The 23035-nt window shown below is 52.6% G+C and carries 20 protein-coding genes; 8 read left to right on the forward strand and 12 right to left on the reverse strand.

Translation table 11 applies throughout. The features are described 5' to 3' along the window. Nucleotides 1-56: 56 nt before the first annotated feature. The 7 genes from gatB to ACMZ66_RS08390 all read right to left on the reverse strand — a co-directional run bounded on the left by gatB (nt 57) and on the right by ACMZ66_RS08390 (nt 8865). Entirely contained in the window at nt 57-1511 is a 1455-nt protein-coding gene (gene gatB, locus ACMZ66_RS08360) for an Asp-tRNA(Asn)/Glu-tRNA(Gln) amidotransferase subunit GatB (RefSeq protein WP_416936297.1), read from the reverse strand. Between the two features lie 3 nt (nt 1512-1514). Further along, entirely contained in the window at nt 1515-2993 is a 1479-nt protein-coding gene (gene gatA, locus ACMZ66_RS08365) for an Asp-tRNA(Asn)/Glu-tRNA(Gln) amidotransferase subunit GatA (RefSeq protein ID WP_416936299.1), read from the reverse strand. Continuing rightward, the gene (gene gatC, locus ACMZ66_RS08370) at nt 2993-3283 is read right to left on the reverse strand and encodes an Asp-tRNA(Asn)/Glu-tRNA(Gln) amidotransferase subunit GatC (protein ID WP_114097697.1); all 291 of its coding nucleotides are present in this window, start codon (nt 3281-3283) and stop codon (nt 2993-2995) included. Before gatC ends, gatA begins: the two co-directional genes overlap by 1 nt. Nucleotides 3284-3549: 266 nt before the next feature. Then, nucleotides 3550-4770, reverse strand: a complete 1221-nt coding sequence (locus tag ACMZ66_RS08375) for an ABC transporter permease (RefSeq protein WP_416936302.1) — start codon at nt 4768-4770, stop codon at nt 3550-3552. Between the two features lie 4 nt (nt 4771-4774). Further along, nucleotides 4775-6439 carry an ABC transporter permease gene (locus tag ACMZ66_RS08380; protein WP_416936304.1) on the reverse strand — a complete coding sequence of 555 codons (1665 nt, stop codon included), beginning with the start codon at nt 6437-6439 and terminating at the stop codon, nt 4775-4777. A 99-nt stretch (nt 6440-6538) separates the two neighbouring features. Then, nucleotides 6539-7654, reverse strand: a complete 1116-nt coding sequence (locus tag ACMZ66_RS08385) for an extracellular solute-binding protein (RefSeq protein WP_416936306.1) — start codon at nt 7652-7654, stop codon at nt 6539-6541. Nucleotides 7655-7740: 86 nt separating this feature from the next. Then, a complete protein-coding gene (locus ACMZ66_RS08390) occupies nt 7741-8865 on the reverse strand; it encodes an ABC transporter ATP-binding protein (protein WP_416936308.1) in 1125 nt (374 codons plus the stop codon). A 419-nt stretch (nt 8866-9284) separates the two neighbouring features. Here ACMZ66_RS08390 and ruvX point away from each other — a divergent pair, with 419 nt between their 5' ends. Beyond that, nucleotides 9285-9809: a Holliday junction resolvase RuvX gene (gene ruvX, locus ACMZ66_RS08395; RefSeq protein WP_416936672.1), complete on the forward strand. Its 525-nt coding sequence runs from the start codon at nt 9285-9287 to the stop codon at nt 9807-9809. A 64-nt stretch (nt 9810-9873) separates the two neighbouring features. On the opposite strand, the gene ACMZ66_RS08400 is transcribed toward ruvX, so the two are convergent. Continuing rightward, a complete protein-coding gene (locus ACMZ66_RS08400) occupies nt 9874-10689 on the reverse strand; it encodes a VOC family protein (RefSeq protein WP_416936310.1) in 816 nt (271 codons plus the stop codon). A gap of 251 nt (nt 10690-10940) precedes the next feature. On the opposite strand from ACMZ66_RS08400, the gene ACMZ66_RS08405 reads away from it, so the two are divergent. The 4 genes from ACMZ66_RS08405 to plsY all read left to right on the forward strand — a co-directional run bounded on the left by ACMZ66_RS08405 (nt 10941) and on the right by plsY (nt 14942). After that, on the forward strand, nt 10941-11864 hold the full coding sequence (locus ACMZ66_RS08405) for an AEC family transporter (protein WP_416936311.1): 924 nt from the start codon (nt 10941-10943) through the stop codon (nt 11862-11864). 153 nt (nt 11865-12017) lie between these two features. Continuing rightward, nucleotides 12018-12977 carry an aspartate carbamoyltransferase catalytic subunit gene (locus tag ACMZ66_RS08410; RefSeq protein ID WP_297021309.1) on the forward strand — a complete coding sequence of 320 codons (960 nt, stop codon included), beginning with the start codon at nt 12018-12020 and terminating at the stop codon, nt 12975-12977. Beyond that, a complete protein-coding gene (gene pyrC, locus ACMZ66_RS08415) occupies nt 12974-14296 on the forward strand; it encodes a dihydroorotase (protein WP_416936313.1) in 1323 nt (440 codons plus the stop codon). The genes ACMZ66_RS08410 and pyrC overlap by 4 nt, the downstream gene beginning before the upstream one ends. A 1-nt stretch (nt 14297) precedes the next feature. Further along, nucleotides 14298-14942, forward strand: coding sequence for a glycerol-3-phosphate 1-O-acyltransferase PlsY (plsY, locus tag ACMZ66_RS08420; RefSeq protein WP_416936315.1), 645 nt, complete (start codon nt 14298-14300; stop codon nt 14940-14942). Between the two features lie 73 nt (nt 14943-15015). Here the strand turns inward: plsY and ACMZ66_RS08425 are convergent, their stop codons facing one another. From ACMZ66_RS08425 to ACMZ66_RS08440, 4 genes are all read right to left on the reverse strand, one after another. Continuing rightward, nucleotides 15016-16683 (reverse strand): flotillin family protein, encoded by a 1668-nt coding sequence (locus ACMZ66_RS08425; protein WP_416936317.1) that lies wholly within the window; start codon nt 16681-16683, stop codon nt 15016-15018. Nucleotides 16684-16806: 123 nt separating this feature from the next. Continuing rightward, nucleotides 16807-17469 (reverse strand): YqiJ family protein, encoded by a 663-nt coding sequence (locus ACMZ66_RS08430; protein WP_416936319.1) that lies wholly within the window; start codon nt 17467-17469, stop codon nt 16807-16809. Nucleotides 17470-17480: 11 nt separating this feature from the next. Then, nucleotides 17481-18152, reverse strand: coding sequence for a PspA/IM30 family protein (locus ACMZ66_RS08435; protein WP_416936321.1), 672 nt, complete (start codon nt 18150-18152; stop codon nt 17481-17483). After that, complete coding sequence (locus ACMZ66_RS08440; protein ID WP_416936323.1) at nt 18145-18651, reverse strand: hypothetical protein; 507 nt, start codon at nt 18649-18651, stop codon at nt 18145-18147. The genes ACMZ66_RS08435 and ACMZ66_RS08440 overlap by 8 nt, the downstream gene beginning before the upstream one ends. A gap of 287 nt (nt 18652-18938) precedes the next feature. Here ACMZ66_RS08440 and dprA point away from each other — a divergent pair, with 287 nt between their 5' ends. From dprA to topA, 3 genes are all read left to right on the forward strand, one after another. Further along, on the forward strand, nt 18939-19787 hold the full coding sequence (gene dprA / locus ACMZ66_RS08445) for a DNA-processing protein DprA (RefSeq protein WP_416936325.1): 849 nt from the start codon (nt 18939-18941) through the stop codon (nt 19785-19787). A gap of 22 nt (nt 19788-19809) precedes the next feature. Next, nucleotides 19810-20193 (forward strand): hypothetical protein, encoded by a 384-nt coding sequence (locus tag ACMZ66_RS08450; RefSeq protein ID WP_416936327.1) that lies wholly within the window; start codon nt 19810-19812, stop codon nt 20191-20193. A gap of 168 nt (nt 20194-20361) precedes the next feature. Further along, nucleotides 20362-22992 carry a type I DNA topoisomerase gene (gene topA, locus ACMZ66_RS08455; protein ID WP_416936329.1) on the forward strand — a complete coding sequence of 877 codons (2631 nt, stop codon included), beginning with the start codon at nt 20362-20364 and terminating at the stop codon, nt 22990-22992. Nucleotides 22993-23035 lie beyond the last annotated feature (43 nt).

Here is a 23035-nt window from a genome sequence, read left to right on the forward strand (position 1 = left end):
TCACACAAAAAAAGCCGCCCATCAGGGCGGCTTTTTCTTTGGTCTGATGATTTAAATCAGCCGAGGATTTTGTCACGCAGAAGCTTGTTGACCATTCCCGGGTTGGCTTTACCACCCGTGGACTTCATGACCTGACCAACGAACCAGCCAAGCATCTTGTCCTTACCTGCGCGGATTTCTTCAACCTTGTCCGGGTTCGCGGCAATGACTTCGTCAATCGCCGTTTCAATCGCACCGGTATCAGTGATCTGCTTAAGACCTTTTTCCTCAACGATCTTTTCCGGATCGCCGCCGGTTTCGATCATGATTTCAAAGACGTCCTTGGCGATACGGCCAGAGATGGTGTCGTTCGAGATCAGATCGATCAGCTTACCAAGGTTTTCAGCAGAAACCGGGCTGTCAGCAATACCGACTTCAGCCTTGTTGAGCGCGCCAAACAGGTTGGTGATCACCCAGTTCGCAGCCAGTTTGCCATCACGGCCCTTGGCGACGACTTCGTAGTAATCAGCCTTTTCCTTTTCGGCGACAAGAACACCAGCATCATATGCCGACAGACCGTTTTCACGCATGAAGCGGGCTTTTTTCTCGTCCGGCAATTCCGGCAGTTCTTTTTCGATTTCCGAAATAAACGCATCATCGAATACCAGCGGAAGCAGATCCGGGTCCGGGAAATAGCGATAGTCATGTGCCATTTCCTTGGAACGCATCGAACGGGTTTCACCCAGACGCTGATCATACAGGCGGGTTTCCTGAGCGATGGTGCCGCCACCTTCGATGACTTCGATTTGGCGTTTTGCTTCGATCTCGATCGCCTGCATCACGAAACGGATGGAGTTGACGTTCTTGATCTCGCAACGGGTACCGAAACCTTCGCCCGGACGACGCACAGAAACGTTGGCATCACAGCGCATGGAGCCTTCGTTCATGTTGCCGTCACAGGTGCCAAGATAACGCACAATCGCGCGCAGCTTGGTCAGGTATGCGCCTGCTTCTTCCGGCGAACGGATGTCTGGCATGGAAACGATTTCCATCAGCGCAACGCCCGAACGGTTCAGGTCGATATGCGAGTATTTCGGGTCCTGATCATGCATCGACTTACCGGCATCCTGTTCAAGATGCAGACGTTCAATGCCAACCGACTTGGTCGAACCATCCGGCATATCAAGAATGATCGTGCCTTCGCCAACAATCGGCTTGTCGAACTGAGAAATCTGGTAGCCCTGCGGCAAGTCAGCATAGAAATAGTTTTTGCGGGCAAAAACGCTTTCCTTGTTGATCTTGGCCTTAAGGCCAAGACCGGTTTTAACCGCCTGACGCACGCATTCTGCGTTCACGACCGGAAGCATACCCGGCATCGCCGCATCCACGAGGCTGACGTTTGTGTTCGGGTCGTTACCGAATTTGGTCGACGCACCGGAAAACAGTTTGGAATGTGAAATCACCTGACAGTGAACTTCAAGACCGACAACGATTTCCCACGGGCCGGTTGAACCTTCAAGAATATAGGTCATTGATTAACCCTCCAGCCCGGACGGTTTTGCGGTGAAGTTGGCTGCACTTTCAAGTACGCCACCAACACGCAGAACGGTTTCTTCATCAAACGGCTTGCCAATCAGCTGCAGACCAAGCGGAAGTCCCTCGGACGACAAACCGGTCGGAAGCGACAGGCCCGGAAGACCTGCAAGGCTTGCCGGAACGGTGAAGACGTCATTGAGATACATCTTGACCGGATCGCCTTCGTTTTCGCCAATCGCAAAGGCCGCTGACGGTGCCGTCGGGGTCAGGATCGCATCGACCTTGCCAAACGCACCTTCGAAGTCCTGATAGATACGACGACGGACTTTAAGCGCCTTGTTGTAATAGGCGTCATAGTAACCAGCCGAAAGCACATAGGTGCCGATCATGATACGGCGCTGGACTTCTTTACCGAAACCAGCCGCACGTGACTTCATGTACATGTCATCAAGGCTGTCGCCCTCTTCCATGACACGCTGGCCATAACGCAGGCCGTCATAGCGTGCAAGGTTGGAAGAAGCTTCTGCCGGGGCAACGATGTAGTACGTGCCAAGGGCGTATTTGGTGTGCGGCAGGGTCACATCGACCACTTCTGCACCCGCATCGCGCAGCATCGTAACGCCATCATCCCACAGCTTGCCGATTTCTTCCGGCATACCGTCCACGCGGTATTCTTTTGGAATACCGATCTTCATGCCACGGATATCACCAGAAAGAGCTGCTTCGAAATCCGGAACGGCTACGGGTGCGGACGTGCTGTCCTTGGCATCGTGACCTGCCATCGAACCCAGCATGATTGCTGCGTCACGAACGGTTTTGGTCATCGGACCAGCCTGATCAAGCGAGCTTGCAAAGGCAACAATACCCCAGCGCGAGCAACGACCATAGGTCGGCTTCAGGCCAACGATACCGCAATAGGATGCCGGCTGACGGATCGAACCACCGGTATCGGTACCGGTTGCGGCAAGCGCCATGTTCGCAGCAACAGCAGCAGCCGAACCACCAGAAGACCCACCCGGAACCAGATCCTTGCCGGATTTGTCTTTCCAAGGGTTGATCACGTTACCGTAATAGGACGAGGTGTTCGACGACCCCATGGCGAACTCATCTAGGTTCGCCTTACCCAGCATCACAGCACCGTTGTTAAACAGGTTGCTGGTGACGGTGGATTCATATTCCGGTTTGAAACCTTCAAGGATGTGCGATGCAGCCGTGGTCTGAACACCTTCGGTGCAGAACAGGTCTTTGACCGCAATCGGCAGGCCTTCCATTTTGCCAGCTTCGCCCTTGGCGCGCTTGGCATCGGATGCCTTAGCCATTTCAATGGCCTTTTCCGGGGTTTCGGTGATGTACGCATTCAGATTGCGATGGGCGTCCATCGATTTCAGGTGCGCTTCGGTCAGTTCGACCGAGGTGTACTCACCCTTTGCAAGCCCGTCGCGGGCTTCTGCAAGCGTCAGATTTGTCAGATCAGTCATTATTCAACCACCTTCGGCACAACAAAACAGCCAGCATCGGTCATCGGTGCATTGGACAGCACTTTTTGCTGGATGTTGCCATCGGTGACTTCGTCCTTGCGCAGCGGCAGGGTCAGATCGGCAACAGACGTCAGCGGGTCACAGCCTTCGACATCAACTTCTTGCAGTTCCTCGACAAAATCGAGGATACGGGTCAAATCTCCCGCCAGTTCGGAAAGGCCTTCTTCGGACACGTTGATACGCGAAAGATAGGCAATACGGCGAACTGTTTCCTTATCCAAAGACGACATGGATGAAAGTCTCTCTTAAGGAATGACAAAAAACCCGGCAGATCGATATCTGCCAGAACGTGAATTACAGCGCGGAAACTAGCACCCCGCCGTCCCTATCGCAAGGGCCGGAAACGCTGATGATCACGCGATCACAAGCATGATGCATTTTTCCTGTTTTGGTCACCGTGACAGGACGCCATCACCCTGCCCCTTGGCCCATACGAAAACAGGCCGACAGCGCAGATGCTGTCGGCCTGTAAAGGCGTGTTACCTGATGGAAAAGATCAGGTCGGGCTCATGCCGCGCAGACGTTCGGAACGACGGCGCAAAATCTCCACCGTTAGCAGAAGCAAGATCGATACCGACACAAGGATCGTTGCCGCAGCAAGGATCGTCGGTGAAATCTGCTCACGCAGGCCGGTATACATCTGCCATGGCAGGGTTTGTTGACGGGCCGAGCCGACAAACAGAACCACCACAACTTCGTCAAACGAGGTGATGAAGGCAAACAGGCCACCGGAAATGACACCCGGCAGGATCAATGGCATCTGAACCCGGAAGAAGGTCGTAACCGGATCCGCACCCATGTTTGCCGCCGCACGGGTCAGCGATTTATCAAAGCCGACCAGCGTTGCGGTCACCGTGATGATCACAAACGGGATACCAAGAACCGCGTGGGCCAAAATCACCTTCACATAGCCGACAAAGGACTGGTTCAGACCAAGATTGGCTTCAAGCCAGTTGCCCAGCGGTGCATAGAAGAAGAACATGCCGGTCGCGGAAATGATCAGCGGCACAATCATTGGCGAGATCAGGATCGCCATCATTGCCTGACGCCCTGGAACGTGCGACTGGCTAAGACCAATCGCCGCAAGCGTTCCAAGCGATACAGAAATGATTGTGGCAACCGGTGCGATGATCAGCGAGTTCTTAAGCGGAACCATCCATTCATCGGTACCAAGGAAGTCCTGATAATGCTTCAGGCTGTAACCTTCTGCCTTGAAGCTCAGCATTTCTGGCGTGAAGGTAAAGAAGTTCTCGGCATTGAAGCTCAACCAGATCACCGGCAGAAGCGGCGCGATCAGGAAGAAGAACACAAAGGCACAGATAAACAGGAACGAGTTGTGCCAAAGCACCTGCCCCGGTGTGTAATAGATCGGCACGCCTGAACGATATTTACCGGTGCCAACCCAGGATGCGAACCATCCCATAGACACCCCGATCAGGAAGCCACCAACAAGACCACCCACGCCGCCAAAGACGAACCCGACGATGCCGAACAATACAGCCGTCGAAAGCGTTTTCTTGCGCGAATTGGTCTTAATGAATTTCTGCATCACCGCAGCGACAACAGCACCGGCAACCGCACCGGCAAGGAAACCGATCCAGGGACTGCCATAGATATTGCCCGTAACGAAGCCAAACATTGCGCCCAACACTGCCACGATCGGCATGGTGAAGGTCATAAGGTCTGGCCGTTTGATGGTTACGATAACGTCATTCATGTTCTTAGCCCCCCAACTTCACGTTATCGATGCCGACGATCTTGTCGTAGCACCAGTACAGACCCAGCACGACGATCAGAAGGATCGACCCAAGTGCCGCCGCAAGGCCCCAGTTGAGAGAACTTGAAATGTGATACGCAATACGGTTGGAAATGAAGACACCACTGGTACCACCAACGATTTCCGGCGTGATGTAGTAACCAATCGCCAGGATGAACACGAGGATCGAACCAGCACCAATACCCGGAACCGACTGCGGGAAATAGACCCGCCAGAACGCCGTCCAGTTGGTTGCACCAAGGGACTTTGCTGCGCGCAGATAGCTTGGCGGGATGGTTTTCATCACCGAATAAAGCGGCAGGATCATGAATGGCAGCAGAATATGCGTCATGGCAATCACGGTACCAGTCGCATTGTTCATCAGGATCAAACGATCCGCATCATTCACAAAGCCAAGCCAGACAAGGATTTCGTTGATCACGCCCTGTTGCTGCAGCAACACTTTCCATGCCGACGTACGCACCAGAAGTGACGTCCAGAACGGCAGAAGAACAAGGATCATCAACAAGCTTGCTGTGCGCATCGGAAGGTTCGCCAGAAGCCAAGCTACTGGATAACCAAGCAAAATGCAGCTCGCGGTAATGATCAGCGCCATGTAAAGCGTGCGCATAAAGAGCTGGGTATAGATCTGTTCGTTATCTGGTTTGAGCTCGACACCTTCTGGCGTCAGCTGCAGATCAACAGCATTAAGGAAGTAACCCGACGTAATGCGATCTGAATAAAGCTTGATCGTCGCCCAGACTTCCGGGGACAGCCAATCTTCGTTTTCTGCCGCAAAGAATTCTCGGAACCCTTGCTTAGGCAGCTGATCGATATTGGCAACAGCGGTCTTGAGCGCATCTGCACCCGACCCGTTATAGCTTGCGATGGCCGAAATCGTTGCCGGATTGGTTAAATCCATGCCAAGCGCGCCATAGACGGCTTCCCACGGATCTTCCTTGGCGACTTCGTCTTCATCGGCAATCGCCGTCCAGATCGCGAAATCAGCATAGGCGCGTGCGGTCCAGGGCAGCATGTTTGCCACCTCAGCAGATGGCACAAAGCCAACATCGCCGGCCATGCTTTCGCCCGTCATGGCAACCCAAAGGTCGCGGCGTTCTTCAAGCAGTTCTTCACCGCCTGAGCCAGACATCATGTCGAACCAGAACGCACCGTCCTTGAAGTTCGCATCAATATCTTCGAGCGGGTCTTGCCATTCTTCACCGATGTCATCAAGCCCGCGCCCCGTGGTACGCATCAGCGACGACAAACCGGTTTTTTCATAGTTCAGGCGCGTACCAAGGCGGGTATGCTGCTTGGCTTCTTCGGCCTTGAACAAATCGATATAAAGATTACGGAAAACGCCTTCTTCCGGCGGGACACCCGTCGAGCCATCCCATTCGGCGAGCTCAACCACGGTACCGGGAAGCGTATTTGGTACGATGTCATTTTCGACAGAGCGGAAAAGCATCGAGATAATCGGAACGATAAAGGTCACCACCACAAAAATCAAAAGTGGTGCAACCAGCATCAATGCGCGCATTTTTTGGCGCATCAACGCACGACGCAAACTCTGTTTTAACGGTCGGCCATCCGCGGCCAACACTACCCCATCTGTCGATTCACTCATCACGCCCCCGTAAGCCCGCCGCATTTGTCGGTCAGTTATTCAAATTGGTCAGATAGCAATTGGATAAGGGGGCCGCGGACGGCCCCCTTCCATTGACTTTTACTGTGCAAGCCACGCCTGGAATTTGGCGTCGATGTCGTCACGGTAATCAGCCCAGAACTCGTAGTTGTAGAGGAACGTGTTCTTGCTGTTTGCCGGATCGGTCGGCATGTGCGGTGCCATATCGATACCAAGGGAAGCATGTTTGCCAACCAGCGGTGCGGAGGAAGCACGCGCCGGGCCATAGGAGATGTATTTCGACTGGTCAGCGAGACGCTGGGTGTCGGTTGCGAACTTCACGAAGTCCAGAACGCGCTCAAGACGTTCTTCCGGAAGACCGGCCGGGATGATCCAACCATCAAGGTCGAACACCTGTGCGTCCCAAAGCATTGCGATCGGCTGGTTCTGCTCAACGATTGCAGAGAACAGACGACCGTTATAGGTCGAACCCATGAAGACTTCACCGTCAGCCAGAAGCTGCGGGGTGTCTGCGCCAGCGCTCCACCAGATAACGCTGTCTTTGATGGTCGCAAGCTTATCAAGTGCCTGCTGCTGACCTTCCGGGGTACCGAGCACGTCGTAAACTTCGTCCTTGGCAACACCGTCACAAAGCAGAGCCCATTCCATGTTGTTGATCGGACGCTTTTCAAGCGAACGCATACCCGGATAGGTTTCGGTATCGAAGATCGCGCAGATATCGGTCGGAGCAGCTGCACCGGCCGGAACCATGTCCTTACGATAACCAACGGTGGTCGAGTAAACGATCTGCGGGATGAAGCAATCGCTTACAAGAAGATCACCAAAGTCATCTTCTGCCGAGGTACCATCCGGTGCCGCAGCAAGAACTTCGTTGGCATCGATTTCCATTGCCAAACCTTCGTCGCAAAGACGAAGTGCGTCAGAAGCAACGACGTCAACAAGGTCCCACATGACGTTGTTGGCTTCGTTCATCGCACGCAGTTTAGCAACAGCTTCGTTCGAGCTTTCGTCCCAGGTAATAGCAACACCCGGGTTCATTTCTTTGTATGGTTCAGCATAGGCAGCTACCTGGCTGGCCTGATAGGCACCACCCCAGCTTACCAACGTCATGTTCGATGCCATGTGATCGTCGGCAAAAGCCACGCCACTGGATGCGACAAGCAGTGCCGTCGCAGAAATCGTTTTAATGAGTCGCATTGCATACTCCCTGATTGTTTCCCGGCCTGTTTAATGTAGGACCCGCACCCGGGCGTACCAGTCCTGTTTCTGACTGAACCAGACGGTTACGCGTCGAGCGCGCGACAATCTTCGGCAAGCCAACCGATTTCGATTTGCTGACCTGGTTGCAGTCGCGCCTGGTCTGGCGCGTTTCTTGTTTTGATGATGAATTCTTCGTTGCCTGCAACGCGCAGGCGGGTCCGGAAGATATCGCCCATATAGATGAATTCGAGCACTTCAGCCTTAAGCGTATGCGCCCCTTCCTGCAGGCGATCCTTGTTGTATTCAACACGTTCCGGACGGATCGATACGCGGGTGCGTTCACCAACCTCGCTTACATTGACCGGTACGGCATCGATGATTTCACCGCCATCGAGCTGAACAACACAGCTATTGCCCCTGATTTCCTTAATGACGCCTTCGAGCGTGTTATTTTCACCAATGAACTGGGCGACAAAGCTGTTTTCCGGTGCTTCGTAAAGCTTATCAGGCGGTGCCAGCTGCTGAATGCGGCCGTCGTCGAATACGGCAACGCGGTCTGACATCGTCAGCGCTTCAGTCTGGTCATGGGTCACGTATACCGTGGTAATGCCAAGCTGATGGGCCAGATGGGTGATTTCGAACTGCATCTTCTCGCGAAGCTGTTTATCGAGTGCACCAAGCGGCTCATCCATCAGGACCAGTTCCGGTTCAAACACCAATGCACGCGCCAAGGCGATACGTTGCTGCTGACCACCGGAAAGCTGTGCCGGTCGGCGACCGCCAAAAGCGCCCATCTCGACCATGTCGAGTGCCCTTTTGACCTTCTGTTCGCGTTCGGCTTTGCCCATTTTACGAACCTCAAGCGGGAACGAGAGGTTCTCGGCAATCGTCATATGCGGGAAAAGCGCATAATTCTGGAACACCATGCCGATGCCACGTTTGTGCGGCGGAATGTCATTAATCGAAACACCACCAAGGCGAATATCGCCATGGGTTGCTGTTTCAAACCCTGCCAGCATCATCAGGCAGGTCGTCTTACCAGAGCCTGACGGGCCAAGCATGGTAAGAAACTCGCCCTTAGGCATTGATAGATTTAGATCTTTTACGACGAGACTTTCGCCATCGTAACTCTTCTGTACGCGTTCAAACTCAACGAAAGCGTCATTCGATGCACCGTCGGCCAAACCCAATACCCCCTGATATGTCATTGTTTGTTCAGTGTTTTTCGCTTTTGGTGATTATTTTTTGAGCTATTTCACTAGAACGCATTCAGCTTGAGCGTTCTAACAGCAGAAGTATAGAAGCATTGCGACATACTTGCGTAACGGATGCGCTGTATTTGCCCGGATCTTCGCTTGCGGTGCGGTTCGCATTTAACGTGCTTCATGTGCCCTGCATTTTCGATTTCGATCAAATTCTGCAGTGCGTTATTAAAACAAACCTGTCCAAGCACATCAACCCCACCGGGCCATTAAGTTGAATTCTCTAAAATTAGAGACATATGCCAAACAATCTTCGCAATTTCGCGATCTGACTATCCAAATGTACAGCAAGCCATGCACGGATGGACAAGCGGCATGTCGCGATTGCACTGGAACTTTGTCCGCAACAGACATATAACGTCGCCATGATTTGCAATGATACTCAGGAATTGCTGCGGTTCTTGACACCAGCAGCGCGCGTTTTGGGCCTGGACCTGGGCACCAAAACCATTGGCGTGGCCCTTTCAGATGTTGGGCTGCAGATCGCTTCACCTCATGAGCTGATCTCGCGGAAGAAATTCACCCGCGATATTGCCCAGCTTTCATCGATCATCGACAAACAGAATGTCGGCGGCATCGTGATCGGCTTCCCGCGTGAACTTGATGGTTCGATCGGCAAGGCCTGCCATCGCGTTTATGCGTTTATTGATGAGATGGAAAAATATATCGACCTGCCCGTCCTGATGTGGGACGAGCGTCTGTCGACCAACGCGGTTGAACGTATCCTGATCGAGGAAGTCGACATGACGCGTAAACGCCGTGCGGAAGTGGTTGATAAGACGGCTGCTGCCTACATCCTGCAGGGCGCGCTTGATCACCTTAACCTTCACACCGATCCCGGCGAAAATGCCGAGCCCGATGAAGATGAGTTTGACGGCGACGACGACTAAGCCAAGGCTTTTGTCTATATAAATGCATTTTAAAAGCTGCCTGATCGCTCAGGCAGCTTTTTTCTTATTTCGATGAAATGACGACCATCACGCCAAAGAATTTCGACGGCGGCAGGATCAGGCGCCCTTTGAGCTCAAGCGCGCCAAGCGATATTGCGGCGTCAAAAATCTTGGAAATATCATCGACAATCAGCTCATACCCGGCAAATCCATCTGTCGGGAATGCCGGGTCGTCGAGCCCATAAGCAGCCACCAGTTCATCGCCATGCAGCGTTTCAACAAGATCATCAACCCCGATCTCGGCATAGAAATCGCGCACCGCATCGGCCGCCCAGTGGTCAAGAATAACCTTGCCGATGGCCATCGCACCGTTTGCATGTGACTGATAGGTCGGGAAATAGAAGTTTTCTGGCGGATGGCGATGCTGGCAAACAAAGCTTACCGCGTGGCGCAGCAGCGGATGGTTGGCAAATGCCAAGGAAAACGCCACACCGACAGTATCCCCGTCAGGCGTTTTCGCATCACGTTCAAAATGAAACACATCGGGAACCGCCGCCCCCGCATTGATAAAATCAACGCGATCGCGTTCCGCGTCGTCCGATTGCAATGCCAACATCGACATGCCTTCGCGATGACGAAGATAGTCGCGGTTATAGATCGGGAACGAAAATGGCGCGGCCAAATCGGTTTCGTCGATCTTTTCCGGATCAACAACCGACAGAAGCTCTATATACATGCCATCAAGCTGGATCAGGGCATTACCGGTACCAAAAGGATGGATCGCCCGCGGGGTAACGGTAAAACCAAGCTGGGAATAAGCAGCGATGGCAGCATCAAGATCGTTCACACACAACACAAGATGATCAATCGCACGCGACATGACGTTCCCTTCTTGGATTTACGGTGGTTTGGACAGCTTTGAATTGAAAACAGTCTAAAGTCATCGCATTGTTATTGATGTGCTGAGTATCACATGCGCGCCATTCGAGCAAAGAACAAGTGGCTGCCAAATGAATTTTAGTCATCTAAGCCAGTTACTTATCACGATAGTCTTTTTCGCCAGAACGCAAAGATGCTAACAGTTGCTTGGCGATGCGCCATGCCCTGTTCCGCCCCACCCAAAGGTTCTAAATGATCGCTATTCTTTCCGCCTTGCTGCCGACTTTTGCCCTGATCGTTCTGGGCTATGTCTTGCGCCAACGAAACTTCCTGCCAGACACATTCTGGCCAGGTGCGGAAAAGCTGACTTATTTTGTGACCTTCCCGGCATTGCTATTTTCAAATACGGCCAAGGCCGATCTGGGCAGCCTGCCCTTGCTTGGCATTGCCGGTGCGATGTTGGGCACGATTGCAATTTGTACTGCCCTGATCATTGCCTCCAAACCCGTTTTGAAAGTAAGTCCCGCCGCATTTTCATCACTGGTTCAAGGTGCTATCCGCCCCAACACCTATATTGGTCTTGCAGTTGCAGCAGCCCTTTTGGGGACACAAGGCCTAACCGTAACCGCCCTTTGTGTCGCGCTTGTTGTTCCAACGGTGAATGTGATTTCGGTGCTGGCATGCGCACATTGGGGCGAAAATGATCGGAAGCCCGGCATTTTGTCGCTCTTGCGCGATGTGATTAAAAACCCGCTTCTGATGGCCTGTGTTTTGGGTAGCTTGTTTAACGTTGCTGGCGTCGGGTTGCCGCCAATCATTGGCCCGTTCCTTGAAGTTCTGGGCCGCGCGGCACTGCCGATTGGTTTGCTTGCGGTTGGCGCGGGCCTTGATCTTGCCGCTGCAGGGCGTGCAGGGCTTCCGGTCGGCATTTCAAGCCTTGGCAAACTTGTGATCAGTCCAGCGATTGCGGCGGGTCTTTGCATTGTTCTGGGCTTGCAAAGTGTCGAGCTTGCAGCTGTCGTACTTTATGCCGCCCTTCCCTGTTCGGCCAGCGCCTATGTCCTGGCCCGCCTTATGGGTGGGGATGCCCAGATGATGGCCAGTATCATTACGGTTCATACCCTGCTTGCGATTGTCACCATGCCGATTATCGCGATTTTGACCCACGCGGTTTGATCGATAAAACCTGACCAATTAGTCAGGAAAACTGTCCGATTTTTGCGACATCCGGTCTGGAATATTTAACTTTTCGTGACAGGGGCAATTCGTTATGCTCCGCGCGAAATTCATCAAGACCATCCAAGGGAATTGTGCAACGCCATGAGCGTCATGGGACCAGCGGCGGATCACTATCCGCACCCACATCTCCTCGGCATCGAGGGTCTCACCCCCGGGGAAATCACCCTTATTCTCGATCGTGCACAGCATTACGCGGAAAAGAACCGCTCTGCTGACAAGACCAGCAATATTCTGGCCGGTGCCACGGTTGTTAATCTGTTTTACGAAAACTCCACCAGAACGCTGACATCGTTTGAACTGGCCGCCAAGCGGCTTGGTGCCGATGTCATCAACATGACGGTTGGAACAAGTTCGGTCAAAAAAGGTGAAACCCTGATTGATACGGCAATGACGCTTAACGCCATGAACCCGGACGCGCTTGTTGTCCGCCATGGCGATAGTGGTGCGGTCAAACTGCTGAGCGAAAAGGTCAATTGCGCGGTCCTGAATGCCGGTGATGGTCGCCATGAACATCCGACACAGGCCCTGCTTGATGCGCTGACCATCCGCCGCCACAAGGGCCGCTTGCATCGCCTGAATGTTGCGATCTGTGGTGACATCGCCCATTCACGCGTTGCTAGGTCTAACATTCTTCTTCTCAATACCATGGGATCGCGTGTGCGCTTGGTCGCCCCGCCGACCCTGATCCCGTCAAAGATCGACCGGATGGGTGTCGAGATTTTTCATGACATGGAAGAAGGACTGAAAGACTGCGACATCGTCATGATGCTGCGCCTTCAGCTGGAACGCATGGAGGGAAGCTTCATTCCGTCCGTACGCGAATATTTCCATTTCCATGGCCTTGATCGCGCCAAGCTTGCCAATGCCAAGCCAGATGCGCTGATTATGCATCCCGGTCCGATGAACCGCGGGGTCGAGATCGACAGCGAAGTTGCCGATGATGTCGAACGTTCGGTCATCCGCGAACAGGTCGAAATGGGTGTGGCAGTCCGTATGGCTGCGCTTGAATTGCTCGTGCAGAACCACAGAAAGATGGGAGGTCAGGCATGAGCCCCGCTATTCGCGCCAAGGGCGCTGGCAAAAAGGCCTTTATCAATGCCCGCCTGCTTGATCCGGTCAAACAGTTCGATGGCACCGGCGGCCTTCTGATTGAAGACGCCACCATTGTTAAAAGTGGTGCTGACGTTACCCAGGACACCGTGCCCGAAGGTTTTGAGATCATCGATCTTGGTGGTGCCTGCTTGGCACCGGGACTGGTCGATATGCGTGCGCAACTGCGTGAACCGGGCTTTGAGCATCAAGAAACGATTGAGACCGCCGGCAAATCTGCGGCAATTGGTGGCGTTACCACAATCATCGCCCTGCCCAACACCGATCCGGTGATTGATGACGTGGCAGGTGTTGAGTTCATTGCACGCCGCGCCCGCAAGGTCGGCTTGGCAAAGGTCTTTGTTTATGGTGCCGTTTCCAAGGGCATCGAAGGCCAGGAAATCACCGAGATGGGCCTGCTGCATCAGGCAGGTGCCGTGGCGTTTTGTGATGGTATCAAAACGATCGCCAGTGCGCGTTTGCTTCGTCAGGCGCTGTCATATTCGACATTCTTTGATGGCATGATTGTCCAGCATCCAGAGGAGCCCGAACTTTCCAAGGGTGCATCGATGAATAGTGGCGAACTTGCCACACGCCTTGGACTTTCGGGTGTTTCGCCGCTTGCCGAAGTCATTCAGATCGAACGCGATTTGCGCTTGGTCGAGATGACCGGCGGCAGACTTCATTTCGCGCATATCTCGACCGGTAAATCGGTTGACGTGATCCGCAAGGCCAAGAAACGTGGCCTTAAGGTCACCTGCGATACAGCACCGCCCTACTTTGCGCTGAATGAAAATGCGGTTTCCGATTACCGCACTTTTGCCAAGCTCGCCCCGCCGCTTCGTTCCGAAGACGACCGTCAGGCGATTGTTGCGGGTCTTGCCGATGGCACGATTGATGCGATTGCATCGGACCACAATCCGCAAGATGCAAATTCAAAACGTCTGCCGTTTGCACAGGCTGCTGCAGGTGCCGTCGGGTTTGAAACGCTTCTGCCCATCGCGCTTGAGCTTTATCACAACGGCCACATGTCGCTTCTGGATGTCATCACCAAGCTGACCAGAACCCCGGCGGAACTTGTTCGCATCAAGGGTGCCGGTACGCTCAATGAAGGCACGGCAGCTGATCTTGTGATCTTTGATCCGGATCGTCCATGGAAAATCGATCCCTACCAGTTCCATTCGAAATCGAAAAACTCGCCGTTTGATGGCCGTTTGACGCAAGGGCGCGTTTTGCGCACTCTGATCGACGGTCGCGAAATCTTTACGGAAGGTGCCTGAGATGGAACTTGATGAAGGCTATAAGGCGATGTTGATGTCGCTTCAGATCGCAACACTTTGCGGCTATCTGCTGGGCTCCATCCCGTTTGGTTTGGTGCTGACCCGCATGGCAGGCCTGGGCGATATCCGCAAGATTGGTTCGGGCAATATTGGCGCAACCAATGTGCTACGTACCGGTCGCAAGGGGCTCGCTTTCCTGACACTGATTGGTGATAGCGGCAAGGGTGCAGCAGCGGCCCTTCTGTTTACCCACGCCTATGGCGCAGAAGCCGGCATTTTTGCCGGTGGTGCAGCGGTAATCGGTCACATGTTCTCGATTTGGCTGCGGTTCAAGGGCGGCAAAGGCGTTGCCACAACGCTTGGCACCTTGGCAGCTGTTAACTGGATCATGGGTCTGTGTGCTGCACTTGCATGGCTTGTGATGGCGCTTATCTTCCGTATCTCATCCCTTTCAGCTCTGATTGCGATGATCGCAGCACCGATCGCGGCCTTCTTTATCGCCAATGATCCCGGTGCCGGCTGGCTTGGTGTTTTCCTTGCCGTGATCGTCTGGGCAGCCCATCACGCCAATATCGGCCGCCTACTGCGCGGTGAAGAACCCAAGATAGGCCAGAAGAAAAAAGAAAATTCATCCGAACAGGGATGACAACCTGGTCTTTAAAAGCAAACAGCCCCATTCTTATGCAGAGAATGGGGCTGTTGTCTTAAAGTTCGAGAAATCAGTTCACCGGTGCGTCGGGTTTTCCTGCTCCGTCATCACCAGCAGGATCTTTCGTCGAAGCTGGTCCTGCAATATCAGGCAGGATCGACGCAATGCTGTTGATGTCTCCACCATTGATACCCACCTCCTTCAAAAGCGAGTCAAGCAAAGGTGCTTGCGCACGGTAACGGAGTGCACTGTTCACGACGTTGTCCGCCAGGTTTCCGCCAGATGTTGCTTCACCCGCAGCGCCGGCACCACCACCAGATGATCCAGCATTAAGCCCATCAATCTGAATGATCTTAATCCCGTCGATGTTTTCCATCGGCTTGACGCTCTCACGAATGATCTGATCAAGGTTCTCAATGAGTTTGATCTTAATCTGCATTGCGATTTGCTCTGCAGAAAGGATGTTGTGGGCTTCGTTAATTGCGCGCGCACCCTCTGCATCAACCCGGTAACGAATTTCTGCTGCTTCCGCACGCAACTTCTCAGCCGCAGCCTCCCCTTCTGCTTCTTCACGAAGGGCCTCCGCGCGATCAGCTGCAGCAACCTTCTCAGCCTCGGCAGCAACTTTAATGCCGATCGCCTGTCTCTCTGCTTCTTTGGCAGCCTCGATCAACTCAATGACCTTAAGACGTTCGGCGACTTCATTCTCACGCGCCGTTGTAACACGCTCTTCAGCCTGAACGGCTTTTGCACGTGCTGTATCTGCCTGAGATTGAGCTTCGGATTGTTCTTTGGATTTCTCGGCAATAGCAATGGCACGTACCTGTTCTGCCAATTCAATTGCTTTCTCTTTCTCAATTTCACGCTCGCGGATCAGACGCTCCATTTCGATGCGCTCTTCCGCAACACCTTTGTCTGCCGAGATTTTTGATTTCTCAACATTCTGAAGCGAGTTAATCTCCGCCTGCTTTGCAGCCTGTTCCTGTTCGGCACGGTGACGGGCAATTTCAGCCATCTGGGTTGCCTTGCGAACTTCAACTTCGCGCTGTTGCTCAAGCTTGGCGTATTCCTCATCACGTATCAGGGCGAGATGAAGCTTTTCACTCTCAAGGTTTTTGGTCTTAATTTGAACCTGAGTTTCTTGCTCGACGTCGTTACGAATTTTCTTACGTCGTTCGATTTCCTCTGTGAGGCGTGTTAGGCCCTCGGCATCAAAAGCGTTGTTTGGATTGAAAAATTCCATACCCGTCTGATCAAGACCAGTTAGCGAAACAAATTCTAGCTCCAAACCATTTTTTAGAAGATCTTCCGTCACGGCCATCTGAACCTTCTGAACGAAGTCAGTTCGCTTTTCGTGAAGTTCTTCCATCGTCATCTCGGCAGCAACAGAACGCAATGCATCGACGAATTTACCTTCGACAAGCTCTTTGAGCTGGTCTGGTTGCATCGTCCGCTTACCAAGTGTCTGTGCAGCCGCTGCAATAGACTCTTCCGTCGGCTGCGCGCGTACGTAGAATTCCGCAACAACGTCGACACGCATTCTGTCACGTGTAATCAGTGCTTGGTCATTGTCCCGACGTACTTCGAGGCGAAGTGTATTCATGTTCACAGGAATGGTTTCGTGCAGGATTGGGAACACCAACGCTCCACCATTCATAATGATCTTCTGACCGCCAAATCCGGTTCGGACGAATGAGATTTCTTTGGATGCGCGCACATAGAGGCGCATCAGGATCATTCCCATCGCCAGAAGCGCGACAACAATCACGATTGCGACAGTCCCTACCCCGAGCATGCCGTCAAACATACTTGTTCTTCCGTACATTTAAGTAACTCCACGAGCATTCATTGAAGAGAAAATTTAACTGGTCAGACCTTCCGATTCAGGTCGGATGGCGAAATAGACAGATTTCTTCCTACGAACGAGCAAGACAATCTCGCCCTGAGCAAACACATCTGTTTCGATATCAGGTTGGACCGGAATGTAGTGCGTTTGATCGTGCTGATCTTTAATCTTGCCTTGCGCAGGATACCCCGCTTTTGCTGTGCCACCGGTGATGATCGCCAGCTTACCAATGAAGCTGTCACGTGATACAGCAGAGGTCTCATCCTTAGGAATGGTCTTTGCCAAGACCGCATTACCAGTCCTGACAACTGGAATAGCCAAAACTAGTGCCGGAACTGTCGCAAGAAGCGCTGGCAAAGGCGCGCCGAGAATTGAGCCGACAATTCCTTGTAAGAACAATCCGATCAAGCCAAAGGCCACAAGGAAGACAATCAAGGTAAAAATCGCTGGCACTTGGCCAATTCGAAGCCAAGTTAGGAACTGACCGCTCAACGACGGCGACGTTAGATCGGGTGCATCAACACCCAGATCAACATCAGGCAACAATCCATCGAGAAAACCAAATATCCCGGCGCCAATCATTAAACCGACGCCCTCAATTGCCGCCAGGATTGCGACAACCACCAGCGCAACCGAGAAAGGAAAATTTGACGCGTCATTCGCAAAGGACAGGAACATTACTGAACCACTTATTTATTCATGCGTGATTTGATTGCCGCCAAACGCTCGTTGACACGGTTTTGACGCGCCAGCTTTTCAAGCTCCTGCAGTTGCGCTGCTGTCTTCGGCTCGGTCATGCTACCAGTTGAGATACCGCCCTGGCGTTCCATTACACGCTCGAAAGCGCGGGTCGCCTGCGAGACACCATGACCGATAGACGGATTGGCAGCATCCGCACTTGCATCAATCTTTGCTGCAGATCTTGCATCTCGGAAACGCTTTAACTCCTCTTTCATCTCACGTTTTCGCGCCTGCAAAGCTGCAACATAGCCCTCTAGTTCTCGCTCTTTTTCAGCTGCCTCGGCAATACTCTGTTCAAGAACCGGAATTTGCGCCTCGATATCAAGCTGATGAGAGACAGCAAACTCAGCAAGATCTTCTCGTCCTTCGGAAAGAGCGATCTCGATTTTCTCGGCAAGATCCTCATGTTCAGAGTTCTTGTCAGAGAGCTTCTTGTTCGCCAAATGCTTGGTAGCAATCACACGTCCAAGTTCCGAACGCACTTCCTCAATGGCGTCATCAATTTCACGAATTGATTGTTCCATCACTGCATCAGGTGCTGCATCTTCAACAGCATCAAGAATTGCATTCAGGCCACCACTGATGATACGGCCAACACGGCTAGACAAACCTTCAGACACCACTGTTCTCCTTACTGTTGTGCGCTTCTACCAAGCGCGATAACTCGACGATCCGTCGGGTCAGGTTGGTCATGAGATCAGGAGCGAAGCACGGCGCATCCGCTGTAATTGCAAGCCGGAGGGCATATTCCGTTAGCTTTGCAATTCGCTGTGCAATTCGTGCTTCGAATTTGATCAAGTCAGACCCATCTTTTGGCCCTGAGACAAACTCTGCCTGGGCTTCACACAACCATTCAGCGAAGTAGTGAAGTAGCTCAGACTCGATTTCTCGCTCGCGCTCATATGCCCTCAGGTTATCCAACGACGGACGGAGGTCCTCCTGAATAGCTTTGAGCACCTCACTGAATTCTTGCCCAATATCTTTGCGCAACCTTGCTTCCGAGATGATCAGTCGTATCTTGTCACTCGGGGTCACAGCACCGGGAATAGAGAGTGATGCGATAAATTCTGCATCCTCTGCAGCCAACCGGACACTGAATGGAACAGACTTTCCAGACACGACGAAGCTCCCTGATCTACATTCAATGGCAGAGCCACTTCTTCTTAGCTCTACTTTTAATTAAACACACGCTATGATTATACACCCTTTGAGAGCTGTCAATACAAATGATTACAAACGTAAACACTTGATGACAGGTGCCGATTGGTGGTTTCTGGAAGGCAACCGAAACTTATCTGATTGATCGTGTTACTTGATGTGATGCCTATCACGAATAATTGATCTTCTTGACGATTACACAACCTAGCGGCACACTTTCCATTCTTTCACATTATAATTAAGGTCGAATGAGACACTCTCAATCAGAACGCCTTGCCCGCATGCGGCTTGCGCGCAGCAGCAATATTGGCCCGATCACCTTTCGCAAGATGCTCGAACGGTTTGGATCGGCTAGAAATGCGATTGATGCGCTGCCTGATATCATCGCCCAGACCAAAGGCAGCCGGAAGATCGTGCTCGCTGAACGTGACGAGACGGTCGCTGAAATCGAAACTGCCAAACAATGCAATGCCCGCCCGATCATATTGGGGGATCCGGAATATCCGCCCATGCTTGCGCGGATCGAGGATGCCCCACCCTATTTCTATGCAATTGGCAGAACCGAGCTTTTATCAAAAACCGCGATTGGCATTGTCGGGGCACGCAATGCGTCGGCCAACGGATGCGGTTTTGCCCGCAAAATCGCCCATGAGATGGTCGCGAATGGCTATGTCGTCGCATCGGGCATGGCGCGCGGCATTGATGGCGCGGCCCATAGTGCGGCCCTTCAAGGAACAAAAGCCGAGCTTGGCGGCACGGTTGCGGTTATGGGTGGCGGGGTTGATGTTGTTTATCCGCGCGAGCATCAGGAATTGTATGAACAACTTTGTGACCAGGGGTGCGTGATTTCTGAAATGCCACCGGGCCTGAAACCACAAGCACGCCATTTTCCAAGACGCAACCGCATCATATCGGGCCTGTCGCATGGGACAGTTGTGATCGAGGCCGGACGCAATTCAGGATCCCTGATCACCGCGCGATTTGCCGCCGATCAGGGACGCGATGTTTTCGCAGTTCCGGGATCACCGACCGATCCGCGATCTGCCGGACCAAATAGTTTGATCCGTGACGGCGCGATCTTGTGCGAACTCTGCTGATGTGATTTTGGACACTTTGCGATTGGCAGAAAAAAACACACAGCTTTTTGAAGGTTTTCATCAATTCAACACAGAGGGACGTATTCCGGCCCCCAACCCCCATCCCGCCACATTCGATGATATCTTTGTATCGCTTGAACGTGATGCGCAGAACAACACCACCAAGAAACCATCACAAAACATTGATATCACAACACAATCCATCGACTACAACATTACGCATGATGGTGATCAAACCAGTGAAAAGCTGTTTGAATTATTGTCATCAAGCCCCCTTCTGATTGACGAACTCATCCGTACGTCGGACTTGCCTGCAAAGCAGGTTTCGACAATTTTGATTGAACTTGAACTTGCAGGAAGGGTTGAACGTCACCCCGGAAATAGGGTATCGCGTATCGCCAAATGAGAGTCGCGTCGAAAAAAGATGCGACAAATATTGTTGTGATTTGCTGCAATTTGCGCAATCTGATCTGAAATGACGACACACTATATATATGTGTGTCACGCATTCAGGTCATCTGAAGCACAACATAATTATCGCCTTCGGGCACAAGAACCGGACACGAAAAACGTAATGAACCTTGTCATCGTCAAATCCCCGGCCAAAGCCAAGACGATCAACAAATATCTAGGTGACGACTATAAGGTCCTGGCCTCTTTTGGTCATATCCGCGATCTGCCATCCAAGGATGGTTCGGTTGATACCGACAATGATTTTGCGATGGTTTGGGAAACGGACGGTCGTTCTGACAAACAGATCAAGGAAATTGCGTCTGCTGCACGTGACTCCGACACCATTTACCTCGCGACTGACCCGGATCGCGAAGGGGAAGCTATTTCGTGGCATATTCTTGAGGTTCTTGAGCAGAAAAAGCTGCTCCGCGGGCGCGATGTGCACCGCGTTGTGTTCCACGAAATCACCAAGAAAGCCGTTACAGACGCGATTGCCAATCCGCGCGAGCTTAATCAGGAACTGGTCGATGCCTATCTGGCGCGCCGCGCACTTGATTATCTGGTGGGCTTTAATCTGTCACCGGTTCTGTGGCGCAAGCTTCCGGGTTCGCGTTCTGCCGGTCGTGTGCAGTCGGTTGCACTTCGCCTGATTTGCGAGCGCGAGATCGAGATTGAAGCCTTCAAGCCAGACGAATATTGGTCGCTTGAAGCTGGCTTTACCGTTCCCGAAGGCAAATTTTCGGCGCGTCTGACCCACCTTAATGGCGAGAAGCTTGATAAGCTTTCACTTGGTGATGAAAGTGCAGCCAAGATCGCCAAGGACAAGGTTGAGAGCCGCAACTACACTGTTTCAAAGGTTGAGCGCAAAGACGTCAAACGTCGTCCGCAGCCGCCTTTCACCACCTCAACCCTGCAGCAGGAAGCATCGCGTAAGCTTGGCTTTGGTGCCAAACGCACCATGCAGCTTGCCCAGCGCCTGTATGAAGGTGTCGATATCGGTGGCGAGACGGTCGGTCTGATCACCTATATGCGTACTGATGCCGTGGTTCTGTCCCAGGAAGCCCTGGCTGCTGCACGCCGCCTGATTTCCAAGGATTATGGCGAGGCATACCTTCCGCCAAGCGCGCGCAGCTTTGCCAACAAGGCAAAGAACGCACAAGAAGCCCACGAAGCAGTCCGTCCGACCGATTTGTTCCGTCGCCCGGATCAGGTTGCCCGTCACCTTGATAAGGACCAGCTGGCACTTTACACACTGATCTGGAAGCGTACCGTTGCCTGTCAGATGGAAGATGCCCGCTTTGATCAGGTTGCTGTTGATCTGTCATCCAATGACAATCACGTGGTTTTGCGCGCAAACGGTTCGGTCGTGAAATTTGACGGCTTCCTGAAGCTTTATCAGGAAGGCAAGGATGATGAGGCCGAGGACGAGAATGATCGTCGCTTACCGCCACTCAAAGAAGGTCAGAAACCTGATCTTGGCAAAGTCAGCATTGATCAGCACTTCACCCAGCCCCCGCCCCGCTACACCGAGGCAAGCCTGGTCAAGAAAATGGAAGAGCTCGGCATTGGCCGACCATCGACCTATGCATCGATCATTTCGGTTCTGCAGGATCGCAATTACGTTCTGCTTGAACGCCGCCGCTTTGTCGCACAGGACCGTGGCCGTCTTGTTACGGCGTTCCTGTCGAAATTCTTTGAACGATATGTTCAGTACAACTTCACGGCAGATCTGGAAAACCAGCTTGATGAAGTCTCGATGGGCAATCTTGCCTGGAAAGATGTGCTGAATGAATTCTGGAAGTCGTTCAAGGGCAATGTCGACGAAGCCAAGGAACTGAAGATCACGGACGTTCTTGATGCGCTTCAGGTGATGCTGGAGAATTATCTGTTCCCGACCCGCGAGGACGGAGCAGACCCGCATAAATGCCCGAAATGCTCAGATGGCACGCTGAGCCTCAAGCTGGGTAAATTTGGTGCGTTCCTTGGATGTTCGAACTATCCGGAATGCAACTTTACCCGTCCGCTGGTTGCTAATGAAAATGGCAGCGATTCCGAACTTGATGCCGGACCGAAAGTCTTGGGCATTGATAAGGAAACCGGCAAGGAAATCACCCTTCGCAAGGGCCCATATGGCGTTTACGTCCAGCTTGGCGAAGAGGAAGAAGTCGAAGGCAAGAACGGCAAACCCAAAAAGGTCAAACCAAAGCGCACCTCCCTGCCCAAGGGTTTGGAGCCGTCGGTGGTTGACCTGTCAAAGGCCGAAGAACTTCTGACCTTGCCGCGTCTGGTCGGGATTTTCCCGGAAACCGGCGAAGAAATGAAAGCCAATGTCGGGCGTTTTGGCCCCTATGTTCAGGCAGGTAGCATCTTTGCGTCGCTCAAGGCTGATGATGACGTCCTGACCATTGGCGAAAACCGTGCAATTACCCTGATTGCTGACAAGCGCGAAAAATCGGGCAAGGAAATTGGCAAACATCCAGATGACAATGAACCGATCTTTGTAGCGGTTGGTCGTTGGGGACCGTTTGTGAAGCATAAGAAAACAATCGCCAATATCCGCGATGTCGAACGCGATGACATCACGCTGGAAATGGCGATCAAGGCGATCAAGGACAAGGAAGCCAAGTCGGGCAAAACATCCAAAGCCACGACAAAGAAAACGGCGACCAAGAAAGCGCCTGCCAAAAAGAAACCAGCTGCAAAGAAAACCGCAGCGAAAAAGACAACCACGAAAAAGGCGGCGGCGAATTAATCGCCGCCTTCCTTTTTCGTCGGAAAAGAATTGAAAGGACGCC

The organism is Thalassospira sp., from assembly GCF_048059015.1.
Taxonomy (GTDB): domain Bacteria; phylum Pseudomonadota; class Alphaproteobacteria; order Rhodospirillales; family Thalassospiraceae; genus Thalassospira.

Bases quoted from the DNA above. Each gene is read 5' to 3' on its own strand.
- gatB (WP_416936297.1), bottom strand. From the start codon at position 1,511: ATGACCTATATTCTTGAAGGTTCAACCGGCCCGTGGGAAATCGTTGTC.
- gatA (WP_416936299.1), bottom strand. From the start codon at position 2,993: ATGACTGATCTGACAAATCTGACGCTTGCAGAAGCCCGCGACGGGCTT.
- gatC (WP_114097697.1), bottom strand. From the start codon at position 3,283: ATGTCGTCTTTGGATAAGGAAACAGTTCGCCGTATTGCCTATCTTTCG.
- ACMZ66_RS08375 (WP_416936302.1), bottom strand. From the start codon at position 4,770: ATGAATGACGTTATCGTAACCATCAAACGGCCAGACCTTATGACCTTC.
- ACMZ66_RS08380 (WP_416936304.1), bottom strand. From the start codon at position 6,439: ATGAGTGAATCGACAGATGGGGTAGTGTTGGCCGCGGATGGCCGACCG.
- ACMZ66_RS08385 (WP_416936306.1), bottom strand. From the start codon at position 7,654: ATGCGACTCATTAAAACGATTTCTGCGACGGCACTGCTTGTCGCATCC.
- ACMZ66_RS08390 (WP_416936308.1), bottom strand. From the start codon at position 8,865: ATGACATATCAGGGGGTATTGGGTTTGGCCGACGGTGCATCGAATGAC.
- ruvX (WP_416936672.1), top strand. From the start codon at position 9,285: ATGATTTGCAATGATACTCAGGAATTGCTGCGGTTCTTGACACCAGCA.
- ACMZ66_RS08400 (WP_416936310.1), bottom strand. From the start codon at position 10,689: ATGTCGCGTGCGATTGATCATCTTGTGTTGTGTGTGAACGATCTTGAT.
- ACMZ66_RS08405 (WP_416936311.1), top strand. From the start codon at position 10,941: ATGATCGCTATTCTTTCCGCCTTGCTGCCGACTTTTGCCCTGATCGTT.
- ACMZ66_RS08410 (WP_297021309.1), top strand. From the start codon at position 12,018: ATGGGACCAGCGGCGGATCACTATCCGCACCCACATCTCCTCGGCATC.
- pyrC (WP_416936313.1), top strand. From the start codon at position 12,974: ATGAGCCCCGCTATTCGCGCCAAGGGCGCTGGCAAAAAGGCCTTTATC.
- plsY (WP_416936315.1), top strand. From the start codon at position 14,298: ATGGAACTTGATGAAGGCTATAAGGCGATGTTGATGTCGCTTCAGATC.
- ACMZ66_RS08425 (WP_416936317.1), bottom strand. From the start codon at position 16,683: ATGATCCTGATGCGCCTCTATGTGCGCGCATCCAAAGAAATCTCATTC.
- ACMZ66_RS08430 (WP_416936319.1), bottom strand. From the start codon at position 17,469: ATGTTCCTGTCCTTTGCGAATGACGCGTCAAATTTTCCTTTCTCGGTT.
- dprA (WP_416936325.1), top strand. From the start codon at position 18,939: ATGAGACACTCTCAATCAGAACGCCTTGCCCGCATGCGGCTTGCGCGC.
- topA (WP_416936329.1), top strand. From the start codon at position 20,362: ATGAACCTTGTCATCGTCAAATCCCCGGCCAAAGCCAAGACGATCAAC.